The sequence below is a fragment of the Arthrobacter sp. 05N428_2 genome, assembly GCF_056397065.1.
The window spans coordinates 24,825-44,649 of sequence record NZ_JBFTMR010000003.1; the positions used below are offsets into that span (position 1 = coordinate 24,825).

The 19,825-nt window shown below is 66.6% G+C and carries 20 protein-coding genes; 7 read left to right on the forward strand and 13 right to left on the reverse strand.

The genetic code is table 11. From position 1 onward, the window contains the following. Positions 1 to 13: 13 nt before the first annotated feature. The 7 genes from galK to AC1DGI_RS03525 all read right to left on the reverse strand — a co-directional run bounded on the left by galK (position 14) and on the right by AC1DGI_RS03525 (position 8,505). Positions 14 to 1,201, reverse strand: coding sequence for a galactokinase (gene galK / locus AC1DGI_RS03495; RefSeq protein WP_476897785.1), 1,188 nt, complete (start codon positions 1,199 to 1,201; stop codon positions 14 to 16). Continuing rightward, positions 1,198 to 2,340: a galactose-1-phosphate uridylyltransferase gene (gene galT, locus AC1DGI_RS03500; protein WP_476897786.1), complete on the reverse strand. Its 1,143-nt coding sequence runs from the start codon at positions 2,338 to 2,340 to the stop codon at positions 1,198 to 1,200. The genes galK and galT overlap by 4 nt, the downstream gene beginning before the upstream one ends. An 86-nt stretch (positions 2,341 to 2,426) precedes the next feature. Then, a complete protein-coding gene (locus AC1DGI_RS03505; protein WP_476897787.1) occupies positions 2,427 to 3,329 on the reverse strand; it encodes an aldose 1-epimerase family protein in 903 nt (300 codons plus the stop codon). Then, positions 3,326 to 4,846 carry an L-arabinose isomerase gene (araA, locus tag AC1DGI_RS03510; RefSeq protein WP_476897788.1) on the reverse strand — a complete coding sequence of 507 codons (1,521 nt, stop codon included), beginning with the start codon at positions 4,844 to 4,846 and terminating at the stop codon, positions 3,326 to 3,328. Before araA ends, AC1DGI_RS03505 begins: the two co-directional genes overlap by 4 nt. Before the next feature lie 36 nt (positions 4,847 to 4,882). Further along, the gene (locus AC1DGI_RS03515) at positions 4,883 to 5,593 is read right to left on the reverse strand and encodes an L-ribulose-5-phosphate 4-epimerase (RefSeq protein WP_441399443.1); all 711 of its coding nucleotides are present in this window, start codon (positions 5,591 to 5,593) and stop codon (positions 4,883 to 4,885) included. Then, the gene (araB, locus tag AC1DGI_RS03520) at positions 5,590 to 7,305 is read right to left on the reverse strand and encodes a ribulokinase (RefSeq protein ID WP_476897789.1); all 1,716 of its coding nucleotides are present in this window, start codon (positions 7,303 to 7,305) and stop codon (positions 5,590 to 5,592) included. Before araB ends, AC1DGI_RS03515 begins: the two co-directional genes overlap by 4 nt. 177 nt (positions 7,306 to 7,482) lie before the next feature. Continuing rightward, positions 7,483 to 8,505, reverse strand: coding sequence for a LacI family DNA-binding transcriptional regulator (locus AC1DGI_RS03525; RefSeq protein ID WP_441399441.1), 1,023 nt, complete (start codon positions 8,503 to 8,505; stop codon positions 7,483 to 7,485). A 267-nt stretch (positions 8,506 to 8,772) separates the two neighbouring features. Between AC1DGI_RS03525 and chvE the strand changes: the two genes are divergently transcribed. The 3 genes from chvE (at position 8,773) to mmsB (ending at position 12,845) form a co-directional block, all read left to right on the forward strand. Continuing rightward, positions 8,773 to 9,900, forward strand: a complete 1,128-nt coding sequence (chvE, locus tag AC1DGI_RS03530) for a multiple monosaccharide ABC transporter substrate-binding protein (protein WP_441399440.1) — start codon at positions 8,773 to 8,775, stop codon at positions 9,898 to 9,900. A gap of 102 nt (positions 9,901 to 10,002) precedes the next feature. Next, positions 10,003 to 11,532 carry a multiple monosaccharide ABC transporter ATP-binding protein gene (gene mmsA / locus AC1DGI_RS03535; RefSeq protein ID WP_441399439.1) on the forward strand — a complete coding sequence of 510 codons (1,530 nt, stop codon included), beginning with the start codon at positions 10,003 to 10,005 and terminating at the stop codon, positions 11,530 to 11,532. Between the two features lie 5 nt (positions 11,533 to 11,537). After that, positions 11,538 to 12,845 carry a multiple monosaccharide ABC transporter permease gene (gene mmsB / locus AC1DGI_RS03540; protein WP_476897790.1) on the forward strand — a complete coding sequence of 436 codons (1,308 nt, stop codon included), beginning with the start codon at positions 11,538 to 11,540 and terminating at the stop codon, positions 12,843 to 12,845. A 29-nt stretch (positions 12,846 to 12,874) separates the two neighbouring features. Here the strand turns inward: mmsB and AC1DGI_RS03545 are convergent, their stop codons facing one another. The 3 genes from AC1DGI_RS03545 to AC1DGI_RS03555 all read right to left on the reverse strand — a co-directional run bounded on the left by AC1DGI_RS03545 (position 12,875) and on the right by AC1DGI_RS03555 (position 15,429). Then, the gene (locus tag AC1DGI_RS03545; RefSeq protein ID WP_476897791.1) at positions 12,875 to 13,459 is read right to left on the reverse strand and encodes a TetR/AcrR family transcriptional regulator; all 585 of its coding nucleotides are present in this window, start codon (positions 13,457 to 13,459) and stop codon (positions 12,875 to 12,877) included. 99 nt (positions 13,460 to 13,558) lie between these two features. Beyond that, positions 13,559 to 14,290 carry an ABC transporter ATP-binding protein gene (locus AC1DGI_RS03550; protein ID WP_476897792.1) on the reverse strand — a complete coding sequence of 244 codons (732 nt, stop codon included), beginning with the start codon at positions 14,288 to 14,290 and terminating at the stop codon, positions 13,559 to 13,561. Continuing rightward, positions 14,287 to 15,429 carry an ABC transporter permease gene (locus AC1DGI_RS03555; RefSeq protein WP_476897793.1) on the reverse strand — a complete coding sequence of 381 codons (1,143 nt, stop codon included), beginning with the start codon at positions 15,427 to 15,429 and terminating at the stop codon, positions 14,287 to 14,289. Before AC1DGI_RS03555 ends, AC1DGI_RS03550 begins: the two co-directional genes overlap by 4 nt. Positions 15,430 to 15,615: 186 nt before the next feature. On the opposite strand from AC1DGI_RS03555, the gene AC1DGI_RS03560 reads away from it, so the two are divergent. Further along, complete coding sequence (locus AC1DGI_RS03560) at positions 15,616 to 15,957, forward strand: hypothetical protein (protein ID WP_441399618.1); 342 nt, start codon at positions 15,616 to 15,618, stop codon at positions 15,955 to 15,957. 80 nt (positions 15,958 to 16,037) lie between these two features. Here the strand turns inward: AC1DGI_RS03560 and AC1DGI_RS03565 are convergent, their stop codons facing one another. After that, complete coding sequence (locus AC1DGI_RS03565; protein WP_476897794.1) at positions 16,038 to 16,775, reverse strand: LysR family substrate-binding domain-containing protein; 738 nt, start codon at positions 16,773 to 16,775, stop codon at positions 16,038 to 16,040. A gap of 133 nt (positions 16,776 to 16,908) precedes the next feature. Here AC1DGI_RS03565 and AC1DGI_RS03570 point away from each other — a divergent pair, with 133 nt between their 5' ends. Then, the gene (locus AC1DGI_RS03570) at positions 16,909 to 17,313 is read left to right on the forward strand and encodes a DUF5997 family protein (protein WP_476897795.1); all 405 of its coding nucleotides are present in this window, start codon (positions 16,909 to 16,911) and stop codon (positions 17,311 to 17,313) included. A 114-nt stretch (positions 17,314 to 17,427) separates the two neighbouring features. Here AC1DGI_RS03570 and AC1DGI_RS03575 read toward each other — a convergent pair whose 3' ends face one another. Next, entirely contained in the window at positions 17,428 to 17,805 is a 378-nt protein-coding gene (locus AC1DGI_RS03575; RefSeq protein WP_441399615.1) for a VOC family protein, read from the reverse strand. A gap of 123 nt (positions 17,806 to 17,928) precedes the next feature. Here AC1DGI_RS03575 and AC1DGI_RS03580 point away from each other — a divergent pair, with 123 nt between their 5' ends. Together AC1DGI_RS03580 and AC1DGI_RS03585 are read left to right on the forward strand one after the other, a co-directional pair. Next, positions 17,929 to 18,579, forward strand: coding sequence for a hypothetical protein (locus tag AC1DGI_RS03580; RefSeq protein WP_476897796.1), 651 nt, complete (start codon positions 17,929 to 17,931; stop codon positions 18,577 to 18,579). Then, positions 18,576 to 19,214 carry an NADPH-dependent F420 reductase gene (locus AC1DGI_RS03585; RefSeq protein ID WP_476897797.1) on the forward strand — a complete coding sequence of 213 codons (639 nt, stop codon included), beginning with the start codon at positions 18,576 to 18,578 and terminating at the stop codon, positions 19,212 to 19,214. Before AC1DGI_RS03580 ends, AC1DGI_RS03585 begins: the two co-directional genes overlap by 4 nt. Positions 19,215 to 19,241: 27 nt before the next feature. On the opposite strand, the gene AC1DGI_RS03590 is transcribed toward AC1DGI_RS03585, so the two are convergent. Next, entirely contained in the window at positions 19,242 to 19,724 is a 483-nt protein-coding gene (locus AC1DGI_RS03590) for a pyridoxamine 5'-phosphate oxidase family protein (protein ID WP_476897798.1), read from the reverse strand. Between the last annotated feature and the right edge of the window lie 101 nt (positions 19,725 to 19,825).

Here is a 19,825-nt window from a genome sequence, read left to right on the forward strand (position 1 = left end):
GCGGCGGACGGCCTCAGAGCCGGTGCGCTCCGGCTGCTGGCCGCACAGCAAAGGTGTCCGGCGTCCGGAGCCCCCGGTCTGAAAAGGCCCGCCGCACGGCATCCTCCACACGTCCCGTATCGGCTTCGGGGACCAGCGCGATGGCGGAGCCGCCGAAGCCCCCTCCGGTCATCCTGGCACCAATGGCGCCGGAGGCGCGGGCGGTGTCCACCGCGAGATCCAGCTCTGCGCAGGAGATTTCGAAGTCGTCCCGCATGGAGCGGTGGCTGGCGTCCAGCAGCGCGCCGATCGCGGCCGCCCCCCGGCTCTCCAGCATGTCGACGGTCCGCGCTACCCGGTCGTTTTCGTGAACGATGTGCCGGACCCTTCGGAAGGTTTCCCCGTCGAGAATATGTTCGGCCCGGGCAAGATCGTTGGTGTCGAGGTCCCGCAGGGCGTTCACGCCCATCAGCTCAGCGCCCCGGGCGCAGGAGGCCCGCCGAGCCGCGTAGCCGCCGTGGGCGTGGGCGTGCGCGACCTTGGTGTCGATCACCAGGCACACCAGGCCGGACTCGTCGAGGCCCAGCGGAACACGGCGGAAGCTGCCGTCCCTGCAGTCCAGATAGACCGCGCAGTCCTCGGCGCCAAGCATCGAGGCGTACTGGTCCATGATCCCGGTGGGGGCACCGACGACGTTGTTCTCCGCCCGGCGCCCCAGATCCGCCAGTTCGGTCGCGTTAAGCTCCGCGCCGGCCAGCTCGGCGAGGGCTGACGCGACGGCGCACTCGAGCGCGGCCGAAGAGGAGAGTCCCGCGCCGACCGGGACGTCCGAAGACACAAGCAACTCAAATCCCGGCACCGAAACCCCGGCCCGTCCAAGCTCCCAGGCGACGCCCGCGGGGTAGGCGGACCACGCCCCTGCAGGTCCCGGATCAAAGGCGTCCGGGTCCAAGGTGTCCAGGTCAAACTCGACCGGCGCAGCGCCGGTGAAGGTCGAGGTTAGCAGCATCCGCCGGTCGCTGCGTGCTGCCACCGCGACCGTCGTCGTTCGGTCGATGGCGAACGGCAGCACCAGGCCCTCGTTGTAGTCGGTGTGTTCGCCGATCAGATTCACGCGCCCCGGCGCCTGCCAGAGCCCGTCCGGGGCGTGACCGAAGTGCGCGGCGAACGCCCCGGCCAGGGTTTCTGTGCCGCCGGTCCCGTGAGTGCGCGTCGGTGTCATGATGTTCCTGTTCTGCGCACGGAGGTTTCCCGCAACCGGGCGGCGACCTGCTCCGGCGTCGTGTCATTGATGAACGCGCCCATGGCTGCTTCGGAGCCGGCGAGGAATTTGAGTCTGTCCGCCGCCCTCCGCGGCGAGGTGATCTGCAGGTGGAGGTAGCCTGAGCGGCGCAGTGCCGGGTCCACCGGGGCCTGATGCCAGGCGCTGATGTACGGCGTCGGACTGCCGTACAACTCATCGAGGCGGCCAAGCAGGTCCGGGTAGAGCACGGCAAGTTCGTCCCGTTCGGCTCCGTTGAGCGCCGCGATATCGGGCACTTGACGGTGTGGGACGAGATGGATTTCGAGTGGCCAGCGCGCCGCGAAGGGCACATAGGCGCTGAAATGCTCGCCTTCGACCAGCATCCGCGAGCCGTCCGCACGTTCGCCGGCCAAGATGTGCCCGGTGAGGGATTGTCCCGTTTCCGCGAGGAAGGCGTCGGCGGCCCTGGCCATCACGGCGGCCCGCGGTGTGAGGTACGGGTAGGCGTAGATCTGCCCGTGCGGGTGGTGCAGGGTCACGCCGATGTCCTGGCCGCGGTTCTCAAAGCAGAACACCTGTTGGACCCCGGGCAGCGCACTGAGCGCTTCGGTGCGGTGCGCCCACGCGTCGATCACGGTACGGACCCGTCTGGTGTCCAACCCGGCGAAGGTGCCGGTGTGGTCATTGGTGAACGCCACGACTTCGCAGCGGCCGCCGGCGGGCCCGCGGGTCCCCCAACCCGGCGCCGGCGGCACATCCGCCAGGTCCGGCCCCAGCGAGGGGAAGCGGTTTTCGAAGACGACAACGTCGTACTCCTCCGCCGGAATTTCCGAAGAACGCTCCGGCGTGCTCGGACAGAGCGGACACTCGTCCGCCGGCGGCAGGTGTGTGCGGTGCTGGCGGTGGGCCGCCACCACAACCCACTCGCCGCTCAGCGCGTCGTAGCGCAGTTCCCCCGACGGCCCTCGGCCCGGCAGGTCCCGGGTGTCTTCGGGCCGGCACGGGGGCGGGCTGATGCCGTCGTCGAAGTAAAGCAGTTCCCGCCCGTCCGCCAGGCGCGTACTGCTGACCTCCGTCAGCGACGCGGTGGCATCGGAGCGACTGGGGCTGCCGGTCATGGTGTGATCCTTTGGATGGACGAAAACTTGGAGGGACGGATATCGGGGAGGCTGGTGTGGAACCAGGACTGTCGACTACCTACCGGCTAGGCGGCGAAGATGCTCCAGGTGGTCCGGTGGAACTCCCCCGGCTCGAGCCGCACCAGGTCCTGTCCGCTGTTGAAGGCATCCGGCGGGCAGCTCATCGGCTCGACGGCGAGTCCGGCCCGGTGGGGCGCGGGCGGCTCGCTGTCGCCGGTGTACAGCTGCAGCCAGGGCAGCGTCCGATCCCACGACATCCCGACGCCGCTGCCGCCGGGATCCCGAACGGTCAGCCGGGCGCGGCCGCCGTCGTCAAACCCCAGCCCGGTGAAGGCGTTGTCGATCATGGTCGTACCGATAACGCGGGGCGCGTGGAAGTCGTACTCGTGACCGCGCACCGCCTGCGGCCCCCCGGGCAGTCGCCGCTCGGGGTGAGCCGCCAGGAAGATGTCGGCTTGGAACTCCAGGGTCCATTCATCCAGCGGTGCCGGGCCAGCCAGGAGGTAGGGATGGGGGCAGATGCCGTAGGGCGCGGTCCGGTGTCCGGTGTTGGTTGCCGTCACCTCGGCGTGCAGTCCGTTCCCGTCCAACCGGTAGCTGGCGCGGAGCCGGATCGCGAAGGGATAGCCCGCAACCGGGCCTACGTTGCAGGAAAGTACCAGCGAGGACTCAGCGTGGGCTTCCGGTAGCCAGTCCTCTCGGAGGCTTAGTCCGTGCAGGGCGCATCCCCGCAGCGGATCGTTGACCGGCAACCGGTGGGTCTCGCCGTCGAAACTGTAGCGGCCATCGGCAATCCGGTTCGGCCAGGGGGCGGCGATGATGCCGCGGAAGTCCGGGGTCGGTCCGCCGCCCGGCAGCGGAAGCACCAGGTCGCGGTCCCCGTGCCTCAACTGTCCCAGGGCGCCGGCCCGCGCGGCGAAGACGGCAACGTACCCGTCGGCCTGGATCCGATAGTCGGTCCGGTTCACAGGCCGCCGGCCAGCCGGTAGTACGCGGCGTTCCAGTTCAGTTCCTTCTTGAACTGCCTGATCGTGGTGCCCTCGTCTATCGCGAGCAGTTCGGTGCGGGCGATCTCGGCGAAGTCCTCGAACACGTCCATGCCGACGGCGGTGGTCAGCACCGTGTGGTGGGCTGCTCCGGCGGTGAGCCACGCGGTGGCCGAGGTGGCGAAGTCGGGCTTGGGCGACCAGAGGGCGCGCGCTACGGGCAGCTTCGGCAGCGGTTCGTCCAGGTCCACGACGTCGACCGCGTTCGCGACCAGCCGGAAGCGGTCGCGCATGTCGGAGAGCGCCACCACGACGCCCGGCCCGGCATCCGTATCGAAGACCATCCGGACCGGGTCTTCCTTGCCGCCGATGCCGAGCGAGTGAATTTCGACGCGCGGCTTCGAAGCGGTCAGCGAGGGGCAGACCTCCAGCATGTGGGCGCCCAGGATTTTCTCCTGGCCGGCTGTGAGGTGGTAGGTGTAGTCCTCCATCAGCGAGGCGCCGCCTGGCAACCCGGCGCCCATGACTTTGGCCGCTCGGACCAGGATCGCGGTCTTCCAGTCCCCTTCGGCGCCGAAGCCGTAACCGTCAGCCATAAGCCGCTGCACAGCCATGCCCGGGAGCTGCCGGAGGGCGCCGAGGTCTTCGAAGGAAGTGGTGAACGCGGCTGACCCGTTGGCTTCGAGGAAGTTGCGCAGCCCCAGCTCAATCCGGGCACTGTAGCGCAACGATTCGTGCCGCGCTCCCCCGGTTTTCAACTCGGCGGCCACGTCATATAGCTGCTCATACTCTCCCACCAGGGCGTCAACGTCGGATTCCACGGCGCCGTGCACGGCGTCCGCGAGCTCGTTGACGGACCAGGTGTTGACCGAGACGCCGAAACGCAGCTCGGCCTCAGTCTTGTCGCCCTCGGTGACGGCAACGTTGCGCATGTTGTCCCCAAAGCGGGTCAGTTTGAGTGTCCGCACCGCGGCCCAACCGGCAGCAGCGCGCTGCCATACCCCGACCTGGCGGGTGACCTCCGGATTGGAGACATGGCCCACCACCGTCTTGCGCGGGATGCCCAACCGCGACTGGATATAGCCAAACTCGCGGTCGCCGTGGGCCGCCTGGTTGAGGTTCATGAAGTCGAAATCGATCTCGGACCAGGGAAGTTCGACGTTGGCCTGGGTGTGCAGGTGCAGCAGCGGCTTGCGCAGCAGGTCCAGGCCCTGGATCCACATCTTGGCCGGTGAGAAGGTGTGCATCCAGGCGGTCACACCGATTACGGAGTCGTCCGCGTTTGCCTCGAGGGCGGTCCGGCGGATCGCATCGGCGTCGGTGAGGACGGGCTTCCAGACCACACGGACCGGGACGTCGGAGGAGCTGTTGAGCTGGCGGGCGATCTCCTGCGACTGCTCGGCCACCTGCTTGAGCACGGCCTCGCCGTAAAGGTGCTGGCTGCCGGTGAGGAACCAGACCTGGTAGGACTCAAGGGAGGTGCTGTGGGCGTGGGTCATCGGTTTCTCCTGGAAATTCGTCGGCTGGTCCGGGGCCTAGCGGCCGTAGACGTTCTGGTAGCGGGCATAGAGGGCCTCGATTTGGGCCCCGGCGATTGGCAACGGTTCGCCAAGCTGTCGGGAGAGGTGCACGGTGCGGGCCACTTCCTCGCACATCACGGCGGCCTTCACGGCCGAGCGGGCGTCCTTGCCGATAGTGAAAGGCCCGTGGTTCTGCATCAGCACGGCCGGTGAGTGGGAACCAGCCAGTGTCTCGACGATCCCGCGGCCGATCGAGTCATCGCCGATCAAGGCGAAGGGCCCCACCGGGATGCTGCCACCGAATTCATCGCCCATCATGGTCAGGACGCACGGGATCGCTTCGCCCCTTGCCGCCCACGCGGTCGCGTAGGTGGAGTGGGTGTGAACCACGCCGCCCACCTCCGGCATGTGCCGGTAGACGTAGGCATGCGCGGCGGAGTCCGACGACGGCGTGAGCTCCGGGTTCTGCCATCGGGCCGCAGAACCGTCCGTGGCGGTCACCGGGGTGCCGTGCAGGTCTGTGACCACCATGAGCTCAGGGACAAGCTCATCGTAGGAGACCCCCGAGGGCTTGATCACCATGAGGTCATGGCCGGGGACCCTGGCGGAAACATTGCCCGCGGTCCAGACCACCAGTCCATACCGGGTCAGTTCGGCGTGCAGGGCACAAACCTCCTGGCGGATCCTGGCGATGGCTTCCGGCAGTTCCTCTGGTTCGGCGCTCATACCGGCACCCGCGCTGGCAACAGCGGTGCCTTGGCTTCGCGCTGGATCGCCTTGAGCCGGTGCATGACCTCGTTGGCTCCCCTGCCAAAGTAGTCATGCAGGGTCCGGTATTCGCGGAAAAGTTCCTCGTAGGCTGCAACGTTTGCCGGGATCGGTGTGTAGACCGCCCCCGGTTCGGCGCCCATGGCCTCGGCCGCCGACCTGGCGTCCGGATAGCGGCCGGCCGCTACTGCGGCGTGAATCGCCGCGCCCAGAGCGGGACCCTGCGTGGATCCGATGGTGGACAGCCGGAGGCCGGTGACGTCGGCGTAGATCTGCATCAGCAACTCGTTCTTGATCAGTCCCCCAGCCACGATGAATTCGCGGACCGGGACCCCGGAATTCCGGAACGCGTCCACGATCGTGCGGGTGCCGAACGCCGTCGCCTCCAGCAGGGCCCGGTAGGTGTCTTCGGGGCGGGTGGCGAGTGTCTGGCCGACAATAACGCCGGACAGCTCGTGGTCGACCAGCACGGAACGGTTCCCGGAGTGCCAGTCCAGGGCGATCAGGCCGTGCTCGCCGATCGCCTGTCCCGAGGCGAGCTCGGTGAGGTACTCGTGGATGCCGAGCCCCCGGCGGGTCGCCTCCTCGTGGTATTCGGGCGGGACTCCGTTGCCGGTGAACCAGCCGAAGATGTCGCCCACTCCGCTTTGGCCGGCCTCGTAGCCCCAGAGTCCGTCCACGATCCCGCCGTCGACCACGCCACACATGCCCGGCACCTCGCTCAACCCGGAACTGTTCATTACGTGGCAGGTGGAGGTGCCCATGATCGCGACCAACTGTCCGGGTTCGACGGCGCGGGCGGCGGGGGCGGTGACGTGGGCGTCCACGTTGCCGACAGCAACGGCGATCCCCTCCGGCAGGCCGGTCCAGGCAGCGGCCTCGGCCGTGAGGTACCCCGCGGCGTCGCCGAGCCGGCCGATCGTGTGCTCCAGCTTGCTGCTGACGAAGTTCCTGAAATCCGGGTTCAGGGCTGCGAGGTAGTCCTCGGACGGGTACTTTCCATCCTGGTATATGCCCTTGTAGCCGGCCGTGCATGCGTTCCGGACGTAGTTTCCGCAGAGTTGCCAGACAATCCAGTCGGCCGCCTCGATCCAGCGGTCCATGGCCGCGTATACCTCGGGTGCCTCTTCCAGAAGCTGAAGTCCTTTGGCGAACTCCCATTCCGACGAGATCAGCCCGCCATAGCGGGGCAGCCATTCTTCGCCGCGCTCCTTGGCCAGGGCGTTGATCCGGTCCGCCTGCGGCTGCGCTGCGTGGTGCCGCCAGAGCTTGACGTAGGCGTGCGGGCAGTTGGCGAATTCCGCCAGCTCGTTCAACGGAGTTCCGTCGGCCTTGACCGGCACCATGGTGCAGGCCGTGAAGTCGGTGGCAATACCGACGACGGCGGCCGGATCGATTCCGGCGTCGGCGACGGCGGCCGGCACTGCCTGCCGGAGGACGTCGCGGTAGTCGTTGGGGACCTGCAACGCCCAGTCTCCCGGCAGGCGGGCGGGCTCAATACCGCTCGTCTCCGCTGGCAGAGCGTCGGTCAGGACGGCATGCGGGTAGTCGAAGACTGCGCTCCCGAGTTCCTTGCCATCGCGCACGCGCACCACCACGGCCCGGCCGGAGAGGGTGCCGTAATCCACCCCGATGACAAAGTTTTCGGTGCCGTCTGCTCTGACGTCCATGCAATCCTCCAATAACGTGCCCGCCAAACCGCGGGCTGAGCTCAATTGTGAGCGCTAACACTTTTGCTGTCAAGGAGGGTCGCAGCATGGACGTGCCGCAGCCTGGACGTGCCGTCGTGGGACGCAACCGCTGCTCGCGGGCTGCGCGGGCTAAGGGATGCTCGCGGTGCTCGCGGACTAGGGGATGCTCGCGGTGCTCGCGCGGATGACCAGTTCGGGGGCCATGACGGTATTGCCGCTGGGTGCCCCGTGCTCGATCTGGGCCAGCATCACGTCCACGCAGCGGCGGCCCAGCTCGCGGAAGTCCTGCCGAACCGTGGTGAGGGGCGGCGTGAAGTACGCGGCTTCGGGCTGGTCATCGAAGCCGACCACGGAGACGTCTTGCGGCACCCGGATGCCCGCCTCGGTGAGGGCGCGGAGCAGCCCCAGTGCCATCTGGTCATTGCCCACGAGGACGGCGGTGGCGGTGCGGTTGGCGGCGATTTTGCGGCCAAGCCGGTAGCCGCTGCCCGCGCTCCAGTCCCCTTCGAGTTCAAGGTCCGCTTCGAGTCCCATTTCCGCCAGCTGCTCGCGCCAGCCCTGGGCGCGGGCCTGGGCGTCCATCCAGTCCCGCGGTCCGGAAATGTGACCGATCCGGCGGTGACCCTCGCTGATTAGGTGCCCTACGGCCATCCGAGCACCCAGCTTCTGATCCACCATTGCACCACTGAAGCGGCCGGGGCTGCCGGGGCCCACCACAACGACCGGGACCTGCAGATTCAGGCTCTCAAGAGTCTGTACGGTCCCGCCGTGGGGAACGATGACGATGATGCCGTCAATGCCCTGGTCGGTGAAATGTCGGACGGCATCGGCGACGGATTCCGCCGACGAGTCCTTGAGGGCCGCGATGCTGACGAAGTACCCGGCCTCCCGGGCGGCCTGCTGGACCCCCACCAGGGTGTTCGCCGGTCCGTACTGCGCGAGTTCTACGCCCAGGACGCCGATGGTCTGGGAGCGGCGGGTGACCAAGCTCCGGGCCGCGGTGTTGCGCCGGTAGCCGAGCTCGGCGATGGCCGTTTCGACCCGGTCCCGGGTGGACTCGCTGACATTCGGATGGTTGTTGACCACCCGCGACACCGTCTGGTGGGACACGCCGGCCAGCGAGGCCACATCCTCAAGGCGTGGCGGTCGTCGGTTACTGGCATTCCCCGGCTGAGGCATCTTCCACTCCCTGTGCAAATGTGCTGTCAACATCCTACGGCCGGAACGGAACCGGATCCGCGCCACACCATCCTGTGACTTGACTCACAGGATGCGCCGATGCTATTTTCGTCGAACAGACTTGTTAGCGCTAACACAAACGAGCATGATCTAGGCTCGTCGGGAGTTGGCTAACCGGACCTCATTCATACTGGGCCGCCCGAAGCGCAGCTGCTTCAGGAGCCCGTATCAGTTCGCGGACTGCGCTGTCCGCGTAAGGAGAATATCGTGAGAATCAAGAAACTCCTGGGCGCGTTCGCCGTCGTCCTGGCCATCACTGCGGGAGCGACCGGTTGCGGCAGCCGCGGCGGCGCCGCGGCCGCTCCGTCCTCGGGGGCGGATACCGCCGGCGCCCTGGTCGGCATTTCGATGCCCACCCAAACTTCCGAGCGATGGATCGCAGACGGCAAAAACGTCTCGGAGTCTGTCACGAAGCTCGGCTACAAGGCCGATCTGCAGTACGCCAACGATGACATCCCCACGCAGGTTTCGCAGATCGAAAACATGCTCACCAAGGGCGCCAAGGCACTGATCATTGCCGCGATCGACGGCACCACGCTGACCGATGTGCTCGCGAAGGCGAAGGAGCAGAACGTCAAGGTCATTGCCTACGACCGGCTGATCAATGGCACCCCCAACGTGGACTACTACACCACCTTCGACAACTACACCGTGGGAGTCCAGCAGGCCACCTCGCTGCTGACCGGGCTGGGACTGCTCGATGCGAGCGGCAAGAAGGTTGACGGCAAAGGCCCGTTCAACGTAGAGCTCTTCGCCGGCAGCCCGGATGACAACAATGCTAACTTCTTCTGGACCGGCGCCATGGACACGCTCAAGCCGTACCTGGACGCCGGAACCCTCAAGGTTCCCAGCGGCCAGAACAAGTTTGAACAGGCAGCCATCCTCCGCTGGCAGGCCCCCGTCGCGCAGAAGCGGATGGAGGACATCCTCACCGCGGCCTACAGTTCCGGCAAGAAGCTGGACGGCGTCCTCTCCCCCTACGACGGCCTGTCCATCGGCATCATTTCCGCTCTGACCAGCACCGGCGGCTACGCCAAGGGCAGCCTGCCGATCGTCACCGGGCAGGACTCCGAAAAGGGATCCGTGAAGTCCATCATCGCCGGGGAGCAGTATTCCTCAATCTTCAAGGACACCCGCCAGCTCGGCGCCCAGGCCGTAAAGATGGTCGACGCCGTACTCAAGGGCCAGGAGCCGGAAACCAACGACACCAAGACCTACAACAACAAGGTCAAGGTTGTTCCGGCCTACCTGCTCAAGTCCGTGATCATCACCAAGGACAACTACAAGAAGGAACTCATCGACTCGGGCTACTACACCGACGCCGACGTCAAATAGCCGACCGGCAGGGGTGCGGCGGGACCACCGGCCGCACCCCTGCACCGAGGCCCCTTTTAGCCGCACTGCGGCCCAGTTTCGACCAGTCAGTGGGAATTGACGATGAAAACACCCATTCTTCAAATGCGCGGAATCACCAAGACCTTCCCGGGCGTGAAGGCATTGCAGGATGTCACCCTGGAGGTGAACCGCGGCGAAGTCCACGCCATCTGCGGCGAAAACGGAGCCGGCAAATCCACCCTCATGAAGGTGCTGTCCGGCGTCTACCCGCACAGCTCCTTCGAGGGCGATATCTCCTTCGAAAACGAACCATGCAACTTCTCCGACATCTCGGACAGCGAGAAGCGCGGCATCGTCATCATCCACCAGGAACTGGCGCTCAGTCCTTTCCTTTCCATCGCCGAGAACATTTACCTCGGGAACGAGCAGGCCACGAACGGCTGGGTGGACTGGCGCAAGACCAACCTCGAAGCTGCCAAACTGCTGGCCCGGGTTGGCTTGAGCGAAAACCCCGTCACTCCGGTCCAGCAGATCAGCGTCGGCAAGCAGCAACTGGTCGAAATCGCCAAGGCACTCTCCAAGAAGGTCAAACTCCTCATCCTTGATGAGCCGACGGCGGCCTTGAACGATGAGGATTCCGGCCACCTGCTGGACCTCATCCTGCACCTGAAGGGGCAGGGCGTCACCAGCATCATCATCAGCCACAAGCTCAACGAGATCCGCAAAGTCGCGGACGCGGTCACGATCATCCGGGACGGCAAGACGATCGAAACCCTCCGCCTCAACGACGGCGAAGTCACCCAGGAGCGCATCATCCGCGGGATGGTGGGCCGCGACCTGGACAGCCTGTACCCGGACCGCGCGCCGGTGATCGGCGAAGAAGTCTTCCGGATCGAGGACTGGTCGGTCAGGCATCCCCAGGACCCCAGCCGCATGGTGGTCACCAACGCCAGTCTCAGCGTACGCAAGGGCGAAGTGGTGGGGCTGGCCGGGCTTATGGGTGCTGGCCGGACGGAGCTCGCCATGAGCGTCTTCGGGCGCACCTACGGCACGGCGACGTCCGGAAGGGTGCTCAAGCACGGCCGGGAAATCAATACCTCCACGGTCGCCCAAGCCATCAAGCACGGCCTCGCCTACGCCACAGAGGACCGCAAGCAGTACGGCCTGAACCTCATCGAGGACATTAAGCGCAACATCTCCATGGCCGCACTCCGCAAACTCGCCAAGGGCGGCTGGGTGGACAAGAACAAGGAAACCGTGGTGGCCAACGGCTACCGCAAGAGCATGAACATCAAGGCTCCCTCGGTGGGTGCGATTACCGGCAAACTTTCCGGCGGCAACCAACAGAAGGTCGTGCTGAGCAAATGGATGTTCTCCGACCCGGATGTACTCATCCTCGACGAACCCACCCGCGGAATCGACGTAGGCGCCAAGTTCGAGATCTATACGATCATCGCCAAGCTGGCCGCGGAAGGTAAGGCGGTCATCGTCATCTCCTCCGAACTGCCTGAGCTGCTGGGTATTTGCGACAGGATCTATACGCTCTCCGCGGGCCGCGTGACCGGAGAACTGCCCATCGCCGAAGCATCGCAGGAAACCCTCATGCACTACATGACCCAAGAGAAGGAATAGCGAACATGTCCGCCCTACGAGAATCTCTCGGCTTCCTCACCAGCCGACTCCGCCAGGTTGGCATTTTCGTCGCCCTGATCCTGATTGTCCTGCTGTTTCAGATCCTTACCGACGGCATCCTCCTGGAGCCCCAGAACGTCACCAACCTCGTCGTTCAAAACAGCTATATCCTGATCCTTGCGATCGGCATGGTGATGGTGATCATCGCCGGCCACATCGACTTGTCAGTTGGATCGGTCGCCGGTTTCATCGGCGCCGTCGCCGGCGTCATGATCGTCCACTGGGGCTGGCCCTGGTGGGCTGCCATCCCTGCCTGCCTCGTGGTCGGCGCGCTGGTGGGCGCCTGGCAGGGTTATTGGATTGCCTACGTGGGCATCCCCGCGTTCATCGTCACTCTCGCCGGCATGCTCATCTTCCGTGGCTTGACTTTGATCACGCTCAAGAACCAGCAAATTACGCCGTTTCCATCGGAACTGCGCGCCCTCGGCGGAGGATTCCTGCCCGATCTCTCGGGCGGGACCTCGGTGCTGGAATGGCTCACTGTGATCCTCGGCGTCGGAGCCACGCTGGCCCTGCTAATCTCGTCCATCAAGGAACGCCGGATCCGCGCCAAATTCGAGCTCGAGAACGAGCCCATGGCCTGGTTTGCGATCAAGACCGCTTTCATCGCCCTGCTGATGCTGGTCATCACCTTCCTGCTGGCCAGCTACCGCGGCACCCCGATCGTCCTGATCGTGCTCGCGGTCCTGGTGATCGTCTACAGCGCCCTGATGAACAACAGCGTCTTCGGCCGCCACGTTTACGCGATCGGCGGTAACCTGCACGCCGCCGAGCTGTCCGGCATCAAGACCAAAGCCGTCACTTTCCGGCTCTTCGTGAATATGGGCATCCTCGCCGCCCTGGCGGGCCTGGTGTTCACGGCACGGCTCAACTCCGCCCAGCCCGCGGGCGGTACCGGGTTCGAACTCGATTCCATCGCCGCTGCTTTCATCGGCGGCGCCGCGGTCACCGGCGGCATCGGCACCGTGGCGGGTGCCATGATCGGCGGCCTCATCATGGGCGTCCTCAATAACGGCATGTCCATCCTGGGACTCGGTACCGACTACCAGCAGCTCATCAAGGGACTGGTCCTGCTGATTGCCGTCGGCTTCGATATCTTCAACAAGAACCGCGGCGGCGGGGGAAGCATCCTCAGGAATCGCTTCAAGCGCCAAACCACGCCTCCCGTCACCGAGACAGCCGCGCCATTGGCAGACCGACCTGACCGGTCCGCCCCGGACCCCAAACGTACGGCAAACGTTCCGACTTCCTGATTCGCGGCGCGATTATCCGGGTACGGCGCTCAGGCGCGTTGGCGTTCTGTCACGAAGGGCCCGAGCAAGGTCCGGAGATGGGAGTGGACTTGTTCCAGCGTTTGCCCGGATTCGAGCATGCGGGTGCCGGCGTGGACAACGGAGTTGATCATTTCGGCCAGGGACGCAGGATCGGCAACACCAAGCTCTGTGAGCGTCTCGATGAGCGGTTCCTGAAGCTGGCGGTGCATCCGGGTGGCTTGCTCGTCGAGTTCGGCCCCCGGAGCCAGCGCGGCCAATGCCGCTCCGACGGCGTGGGCTCCTTCGGCGACAAGGTCAACGTTGGCCGTGGCGTACGCCAGGATACGGTCCGCTTTGGTGGGGGCATCGGCCATGGCCCTAGTGACACGCTCGGTCCAGCGCGGGAAGATGTCCCGGACCAAGGCCTGGAGCAGGTCCTGCCGGGAGTCGAAGTACTGGTAGACGCTGGGGCGGGACAGGCCGGCCCGCAAGGCCACGTCGGCCATGGTCGGCGCCTCCGAGGTTTCCTGCAGAAGTTCGTGGGCGGCGTCCAGCAGTGCGCGCTCCTGTGCGGCGCGGTGCTCCGCGACGGTGGCGGCGCTGATTCTTGGCATTGCGGGATCCTTTGACACTGGCTGACCTACGCATCAAGAGTACGGCGCGCGACGGCGGCCTGCCGAGCAGGCCGCCGTCGTCGTGCCGGGGCGGGCGAGTTAGCGGACCGGGGCAGGGACGCCCAAGCGGCCGTCCACCATCTCAACGACGCGGTCGCAGTAGCCGAGGACGTCGTGGTCGTGGGTGACCATGACGGTTGCGACACCATGCTCGTGGCTTTGCCGTGCGAGGAGTTCCACGACTTCGCGGCTGCGGGCCCGGTCCAGGGACGCGGTCGGTTCGTCCACGAGAAGGAGTTTCGCTCCGGTGACGAGTGCCCGCGCGATGCCGACGCGCTGGCGTTCGCCACCCGAAAGCTGGCCGGGGCGGTTGGCCGCACGGTGGGCCATGCCGACGGATTCCAGCAGCGCAACCGGGTCGAAGGTCCTCGGGCCCCCGGCGAGCCGGTTTACCAGCCGGAGCTGGTCCGCCGCGGTCAGGGCCGGGATGAGGTTGCCGGACTGGAAAACGAAGCCGATGTTGGCCAGCCGGAACGCAGCGCGTTTGCCCTGGCTCAACTGCGAAACGTCCTGGCCGTTGACCGTGACCTTCCCGGAATCCGGGGAGGCCAGGGCGCCGGCGACGGCGAGCAGCGAGGATTTGCCGGAACCGGACGGCCCGACGATGGCCAGGAACTCGCCCGGCGCAACGTCGAGACTGACGTCGTCGAGGGCCGTCACCCGGGTGTCGCCGTCGCCGAGTTCCATCACCGCGTGGCGGATGGACAGGCCGGTGGTTCGGTGCGTGTCGGCGAGGCCTGCGACGGCTGCCGGGAACGTGGGGGTGTTCATCGCTGTCCTCCAAGGGCGTTGAGCGGGTCGATCCGGGAAATGCGCACTACGGCCACGGCGGCGCCGATCAGGCCCAGTCCGATCGTGAGTGCCGTGGCGATGGCGATGGGTGCGCCCTCGAGAGCGAACGGCATGGCATCCGGCATGGCCGCGCCCAGTCCCAGGCCTGCGGCCACGCCCAGCGCGGTGAATCCCACCAACAGAATGGCGGCCTGGGCCAGCCCATCCCGCAGCAGGTAGCCGGTCGAGGCCCCGATCGCCCGCAGTACCGAGATTTCGTGCTTGCGTTGGATGGTCCACACGGTGAAGAACGCGCCGACCACCAAGGCGCAGATCGCGTAGAGGAAGACCTGGATCATGCTCAGGGTCATGGTCTCTGCCTCATAGCCGGGAGATGCATTAAAGGCAGCGGACAGGGACTTACTGGACGTCCCGGCGGCAGTGTCGCCGGCAGCAAGGTCCAGCTTGGCGCCGGGCTTGGCCTGGACGGCAACGACGCTGGCAGTATCAAAATTGAGGGCGGACAGCTGCGCGGCGCTCGGGGAACCGGCCGCGGCTTGGCCGGACGCGATCAGCTGCCAGGTTTTCAGGGGCAGGTAGGCCACGTCGACGTGTCCGAACGTGGCCTGGCCGTCGGTAAAGCCCACGACTTTGAGCTTCGTGCCGATCCGGTCCAGGGTCACGACCGTGCCGAGTTCGATGCCTTCAGCCTTTACGGTCGAGGACACGACGAGGCCGTCAGCGGCGCCCAGTCCGGTGCCCTCGGAGCGGGAGGGCTCCAGGAAGGATCCGGGCTCAATGCCGAAAAGCGTGAGATCAACCTGCTTGCCGGACTCCGTAGTGGCATTGGCCATGCCGACGCCCATCTTCTCGGCGGCGGCCACGCCCTCGACGCCGCGCCAGGCGCCGAGCTGTTGGTCATCGATCACGGAGCGGGAGAAGGCGTTGTCGGTCTTGGTGCCCTCGTCGAAGGCGAACGCGGTCACCGGCATCGACTTCAGGCCCGACACGCCGTCGTTGACGAGGCCCGAGGAAAGGCCGGAGAGCATCACCATCAGTACGGCGATGAGTGCAATGACACCGCCCATCAGGCTGAAGCGGCCACGCGCGAAGATCAATTCGCGGAGTGCAAGGAACATTGGCAGTCCTAGGTTCAGAGGAGGATGAATGAAGTTGCTGACTAGCTGTCGGCATCTTTCTGACAGCTTGTCAGGAAACCGCGAGTGTTTCAAATCCTGCCACCTGGAGCCGCGCACGACCGCACGGAACGACCGGGCAAGAAGCCGTCCGCGAACGGGGCGGCCGCTGCTTGTTAGGCTGATCGGATGAAACGACGCCTCGCCGCCGCCTCCCTGTCCGCCGTCTTCCTGATGCTCACCATTTCCGGGTGCGGCCAGGTGCAACAGGCAGCCGGGAAGGCAGTCAACGACGGCGCGTCGCAGGTCGCCACGGCGGCCGGGGCCGAGATTAAGAAGCAGGCGTGTTCCCTCGTGGCGGACGGTCTGGTCAGCGCCTCGGACAAGCAGGCGCTGGGCGGGCTGGTCTCCGGCGCACAGACCGCCGGCCTGCCCACGGAGATCACCGCTCCGCTCAAGAAAATCGCGGATTCAGGCGACCGGGTGCCGGCCGACTCGGTCAAGGCGCTCCAGGACGCCTGCGCCAAGTAGCGGGCACCCCAAGTAGCTGGCACTAGGTGTCGTTCTGGGCGCCCAAAACGGCCACAACTGCGAGCTAGTTGGGCCAGACGCTAGCGCTTGCCCTTTTTCCTGGAGCCCTTGCCGCGGCCCTTGTCCGGGTTCGGCGCGTAGCGCTGCGCCACCTTGGGTTTCTTGACGGCCGGACCGCGGCGGTCCGGCTTCGGTTCGCGCTTGGGCTTCTCCTGCTGCGCCGAAGGCTGCCGGGAACTCGCGGCGGTCCGGCCGCGAACAATCCCGATGAACTCCTCGATCACCTCGTCGGTGGACCCGCTCGGCCAGGCCAGGGCGATTCCGGTGGCGGGTGCGCCGGTGAGCTTCCGGGCCACGGTGTCCTTGACGTTGAAGTGCCGGGCCACGGACATGGGAAGGATCACCAGGCCGGCGCCGCTGGCAACCACCTGCAGCGCCGGTTCGGGTCCACCGAGTCCAGCGACATCCAGGAAGGTCTCGGCGGCCAGGTCGGCCAGCGCCACCTCCTCGAAAACGGAAATTTCGTGGCCCTTCGGCGCCACCACCACGGGCTGTTCCTCGTACAGCGGGATGACGTTGAGGCCCTCGCGCTCCACCGGCAGCCGGACGAAGCTCAGGTCCGCGGATCCGTCACGCAGGACCGCCAACTGGGCGCCGTCGTCGGACATGAAGGAGTGCAGCGGCACGTCGGGCATCCGCTCTTCCCAGCGGCGGATCCATTTGCCGGGCGTCACGCCGGGCACGTACGCGAACCGCAGCTCCCGCGGCGCGGGGACCGAATCGTCGGAGGGCTGGGCTGCTTCTTCTTCTGCGGACACACGTTCACAGTACCGTCAGTCCCACCGGGCGGCGCCGGGTTGGCGGCTGCTTGGTGCTGATTTGGCGCTGATTTGGCGCTGGTTTGGTGCTGTTTTGGTGCCTCGCGGCTTGGCCGCCGGATACCCTTGAAGCATGACCTCTGCAAACTCCCAGTCCATGAAGCCGGCCACCGTTGCCAAGAAGCTTGGCATCTACCTGCCCGCAACACCCCAGGAGTTCCAGGATTCTGTTATCACCCGCGCTGATTTCGCCGAGCTCCAGGCCAACCCGCCGGAGTGGCTTGCCGAACTGCGCCGCACCGGCCCGCACCCGCGCCCGGTCGTCGCCCAGAAACTCAACGTCTCGATCGCCGGTCTGGCCCGCGGCGGCGTCGAGGAAGCGCTGACGACGGCGGAAATCACCTCCCTGCTGCAGGCTCCCCCGGCCTGGCTGGTGGCCGAGCGCGCCACCCACGCCGCCGTGCGCGCCGAAGCTCAGCGGGTCAAGGACGACGCGGCGAAAAAGGACGCCAAGAAGGCCCGGGCCAAGGCGGAGTAGCCCCTCCGGGGGTCCTCCGCGGCCGTTTCGACGGTTCCGTGCGCACTCGACGCCGCGAACCGTCTAGCCGGCAGGGAACCGTCGAAACGGCGAGATCCCGCCGGGAGCCGCCCGTCAGTCCTGGTGCAGCTGGACGAAGTTGCCGCAGCCGTCGTCCAGCACCGCGGAGATCCCGCCGGGCCCCTCGGACGGTTCGCCCTGGAACATGACACCTTTCGCCGTTAGCCGGTCATATTCGGCCCTGACGTCCGGCACGCCGAACACGATCGCGGGCAGCCCGGCGTCGTGGCAGGCATTCATGTAGTTGGCGCCGATCGGGTTGTCGCTGGGTTCCAGCAGCAGCCCGGCCGAGCCGCCTCCCTCCGGGTCTTTGATGATGTAGAGGTTGTGCTCGGGCAGCGCCATGAGCGTGTCGAAGCCCAGAATTCCGGTGTAGAACTCGTGGGCGGTGGCCGGGTCCTTGACGTGGATACTGCACATTTTCAATCGCATGGGCCCTAGGCTACGCCGGGGCGGCCCCGGACGGTAACCGGCCATTGACGGCCCGCCGCCGAGGGACTCCAATGGAATCAGCGGAACAACGTCCGCCCGGACGGTCTCCGCAGGAGGTGCGCAATGCCGTCACTCGCAGGGGCCGGCCCGCTCGGCGCCGGGCAGTTCCTGGTTCCGGCCCTTCTGGTTGTGGCCGCGGCAGCCGGCTCGGTCTACCTCGCGCGGAAGCACCAGGCGTCCGACGGCGGGTTGCCCGACGCCGTATTCTGGGACGGTTTCGCCGGACTCGCCGTCATCGGTCCCGCAGTCCTGCTGCCGTCCCTGGTGTCCCCATGGGCCGGGCTGATGCTCGCCGCCCTGGCCGCGGCGACGGCGGCCGCCTGCTACCGCTGGACGCCGGGGCTGCTCCGCTGGCACGACGCCCGGCAGGACGCCCGGGATGCCGCTGCCGTCAACGCGGCCGCCGCGCTCCGGCACCGCGCGGTCCTTGGCCGGTGGCAGCGCTACGAGCTCGATCCCGCCCTCTGCATCGACTTCCCCGCCATGAGCGATCCGGGCCGCCCGGAGACCGCCGCGTTCCTCAAGGCCATGAAGGCGGCCGGCCAAGTCAGTGACTTGAGCCCGGGCGCCCGGGCCGGATCCGGCTACAGCGCCGCCGTCGAGCGGCTGGAACGCGCCTTGGCGGAGGCGGAGCGCGCGGCGGGCGCGCTGCACGGTTCCAAGGAGGGGCAGATGTCCATTGAGCTGTACGAAACCACTGAAGGGGCACGATGACTGACATCACGATTATCGGCAGCGGCAGCATGGCCCGGGCGATCGGCCTCCGCGCAGTAGCCGCGGGGCGGAGCATCCAGATCCTGGACCGGACCCCGGCCAACGCCGCCAAACTCGCGGCGGAACTTGGTCCCGCCACCGCATCCGGAAGCCTCGGGGACGTGCCCGAGGGCGACATTGTGGTCCTGGCCCTCTACTTCGAACCGGCCAAGGAGGTCGCCACGCACTACGGCGACACCCTCAGCGGCAAGACGGTGATCGAGATCAGCAACCCGGTCAACATGGAGACCGGCGACTCGCTGCTGGTTGAACCGGGGAGTTCCGCGGCGGAGGAGGTGGCCCGGCTGCTTCCCGGGGCCCGCATAGTGAAGGCGTTCAACACGACGTTCGCGGGCCCCCTGGCCGAGGGCGCCGCGAACGGCCTGCCGCTGGACGTCTTCATCGCCTCCGACTCGGAGCCGGCCCGGAACGAGGTGGCCTCGTTCGTCGCCGCGGCGGGCCTCCGGCCTCTCCAGGTCGGGGCGTTGCGCCATGCCCGCGAGCTGGAGGGGATGCAGCTGCTGCTGATCGGGCTGCAACTAAACCCGGCCTATGCGTCCTTTAATTGGGGCACGTCCCTGAAGGTCATCGACTGACATCATCCACCGGGCGGCAGGTCAGGCCTAGAGTTCGACGGTGCCGCTTTCGCCGACGCTCATCCGGCTGTGCGTGACCTTGGATTTCACCCATTGCAACACCGTCGCGGCCGTTCCGCCCGGGCTGGTCCAGTATTCGGCCGAATCGGAATCCACGTGCAGCAGGACGGCCTCCGGGGTCTCCGGGCCGTCCGGGAACCATGCCTCGACCGCCTGGTTCCAGCGGTCGCGGATTTGCTGCCGGTCCGTGACCACCTCTGCCTGGCCGGCCACCGACACCCACTCCGTGCCCTTGCCGAAGGACACGTTGACGGCTGGATTCGCCCTGACGTGGGCCACCTGCGAGGTGTCCTTCGAGGTGAAGAACCACATGTCGCCGTCGTCCTCCACGTCCTGAACGGCCAACGGCCGGCTGACGAGGGCACCGTCCCCGTTGATGGTGGTGACCATCCCGATCCGGGAATCATTAATGATCCCGGTTACCTTGCTGATGTCCTGTGCGTCCGACATGCGCTCACCTCGTCCTTGGTCCAGCGGAGGAAGGTCCTCCTGCCGCCAGCCTATTGATAAGCGTGCTTACTTTTCAAGCACGTTCCAGGATCTGGCGGCCG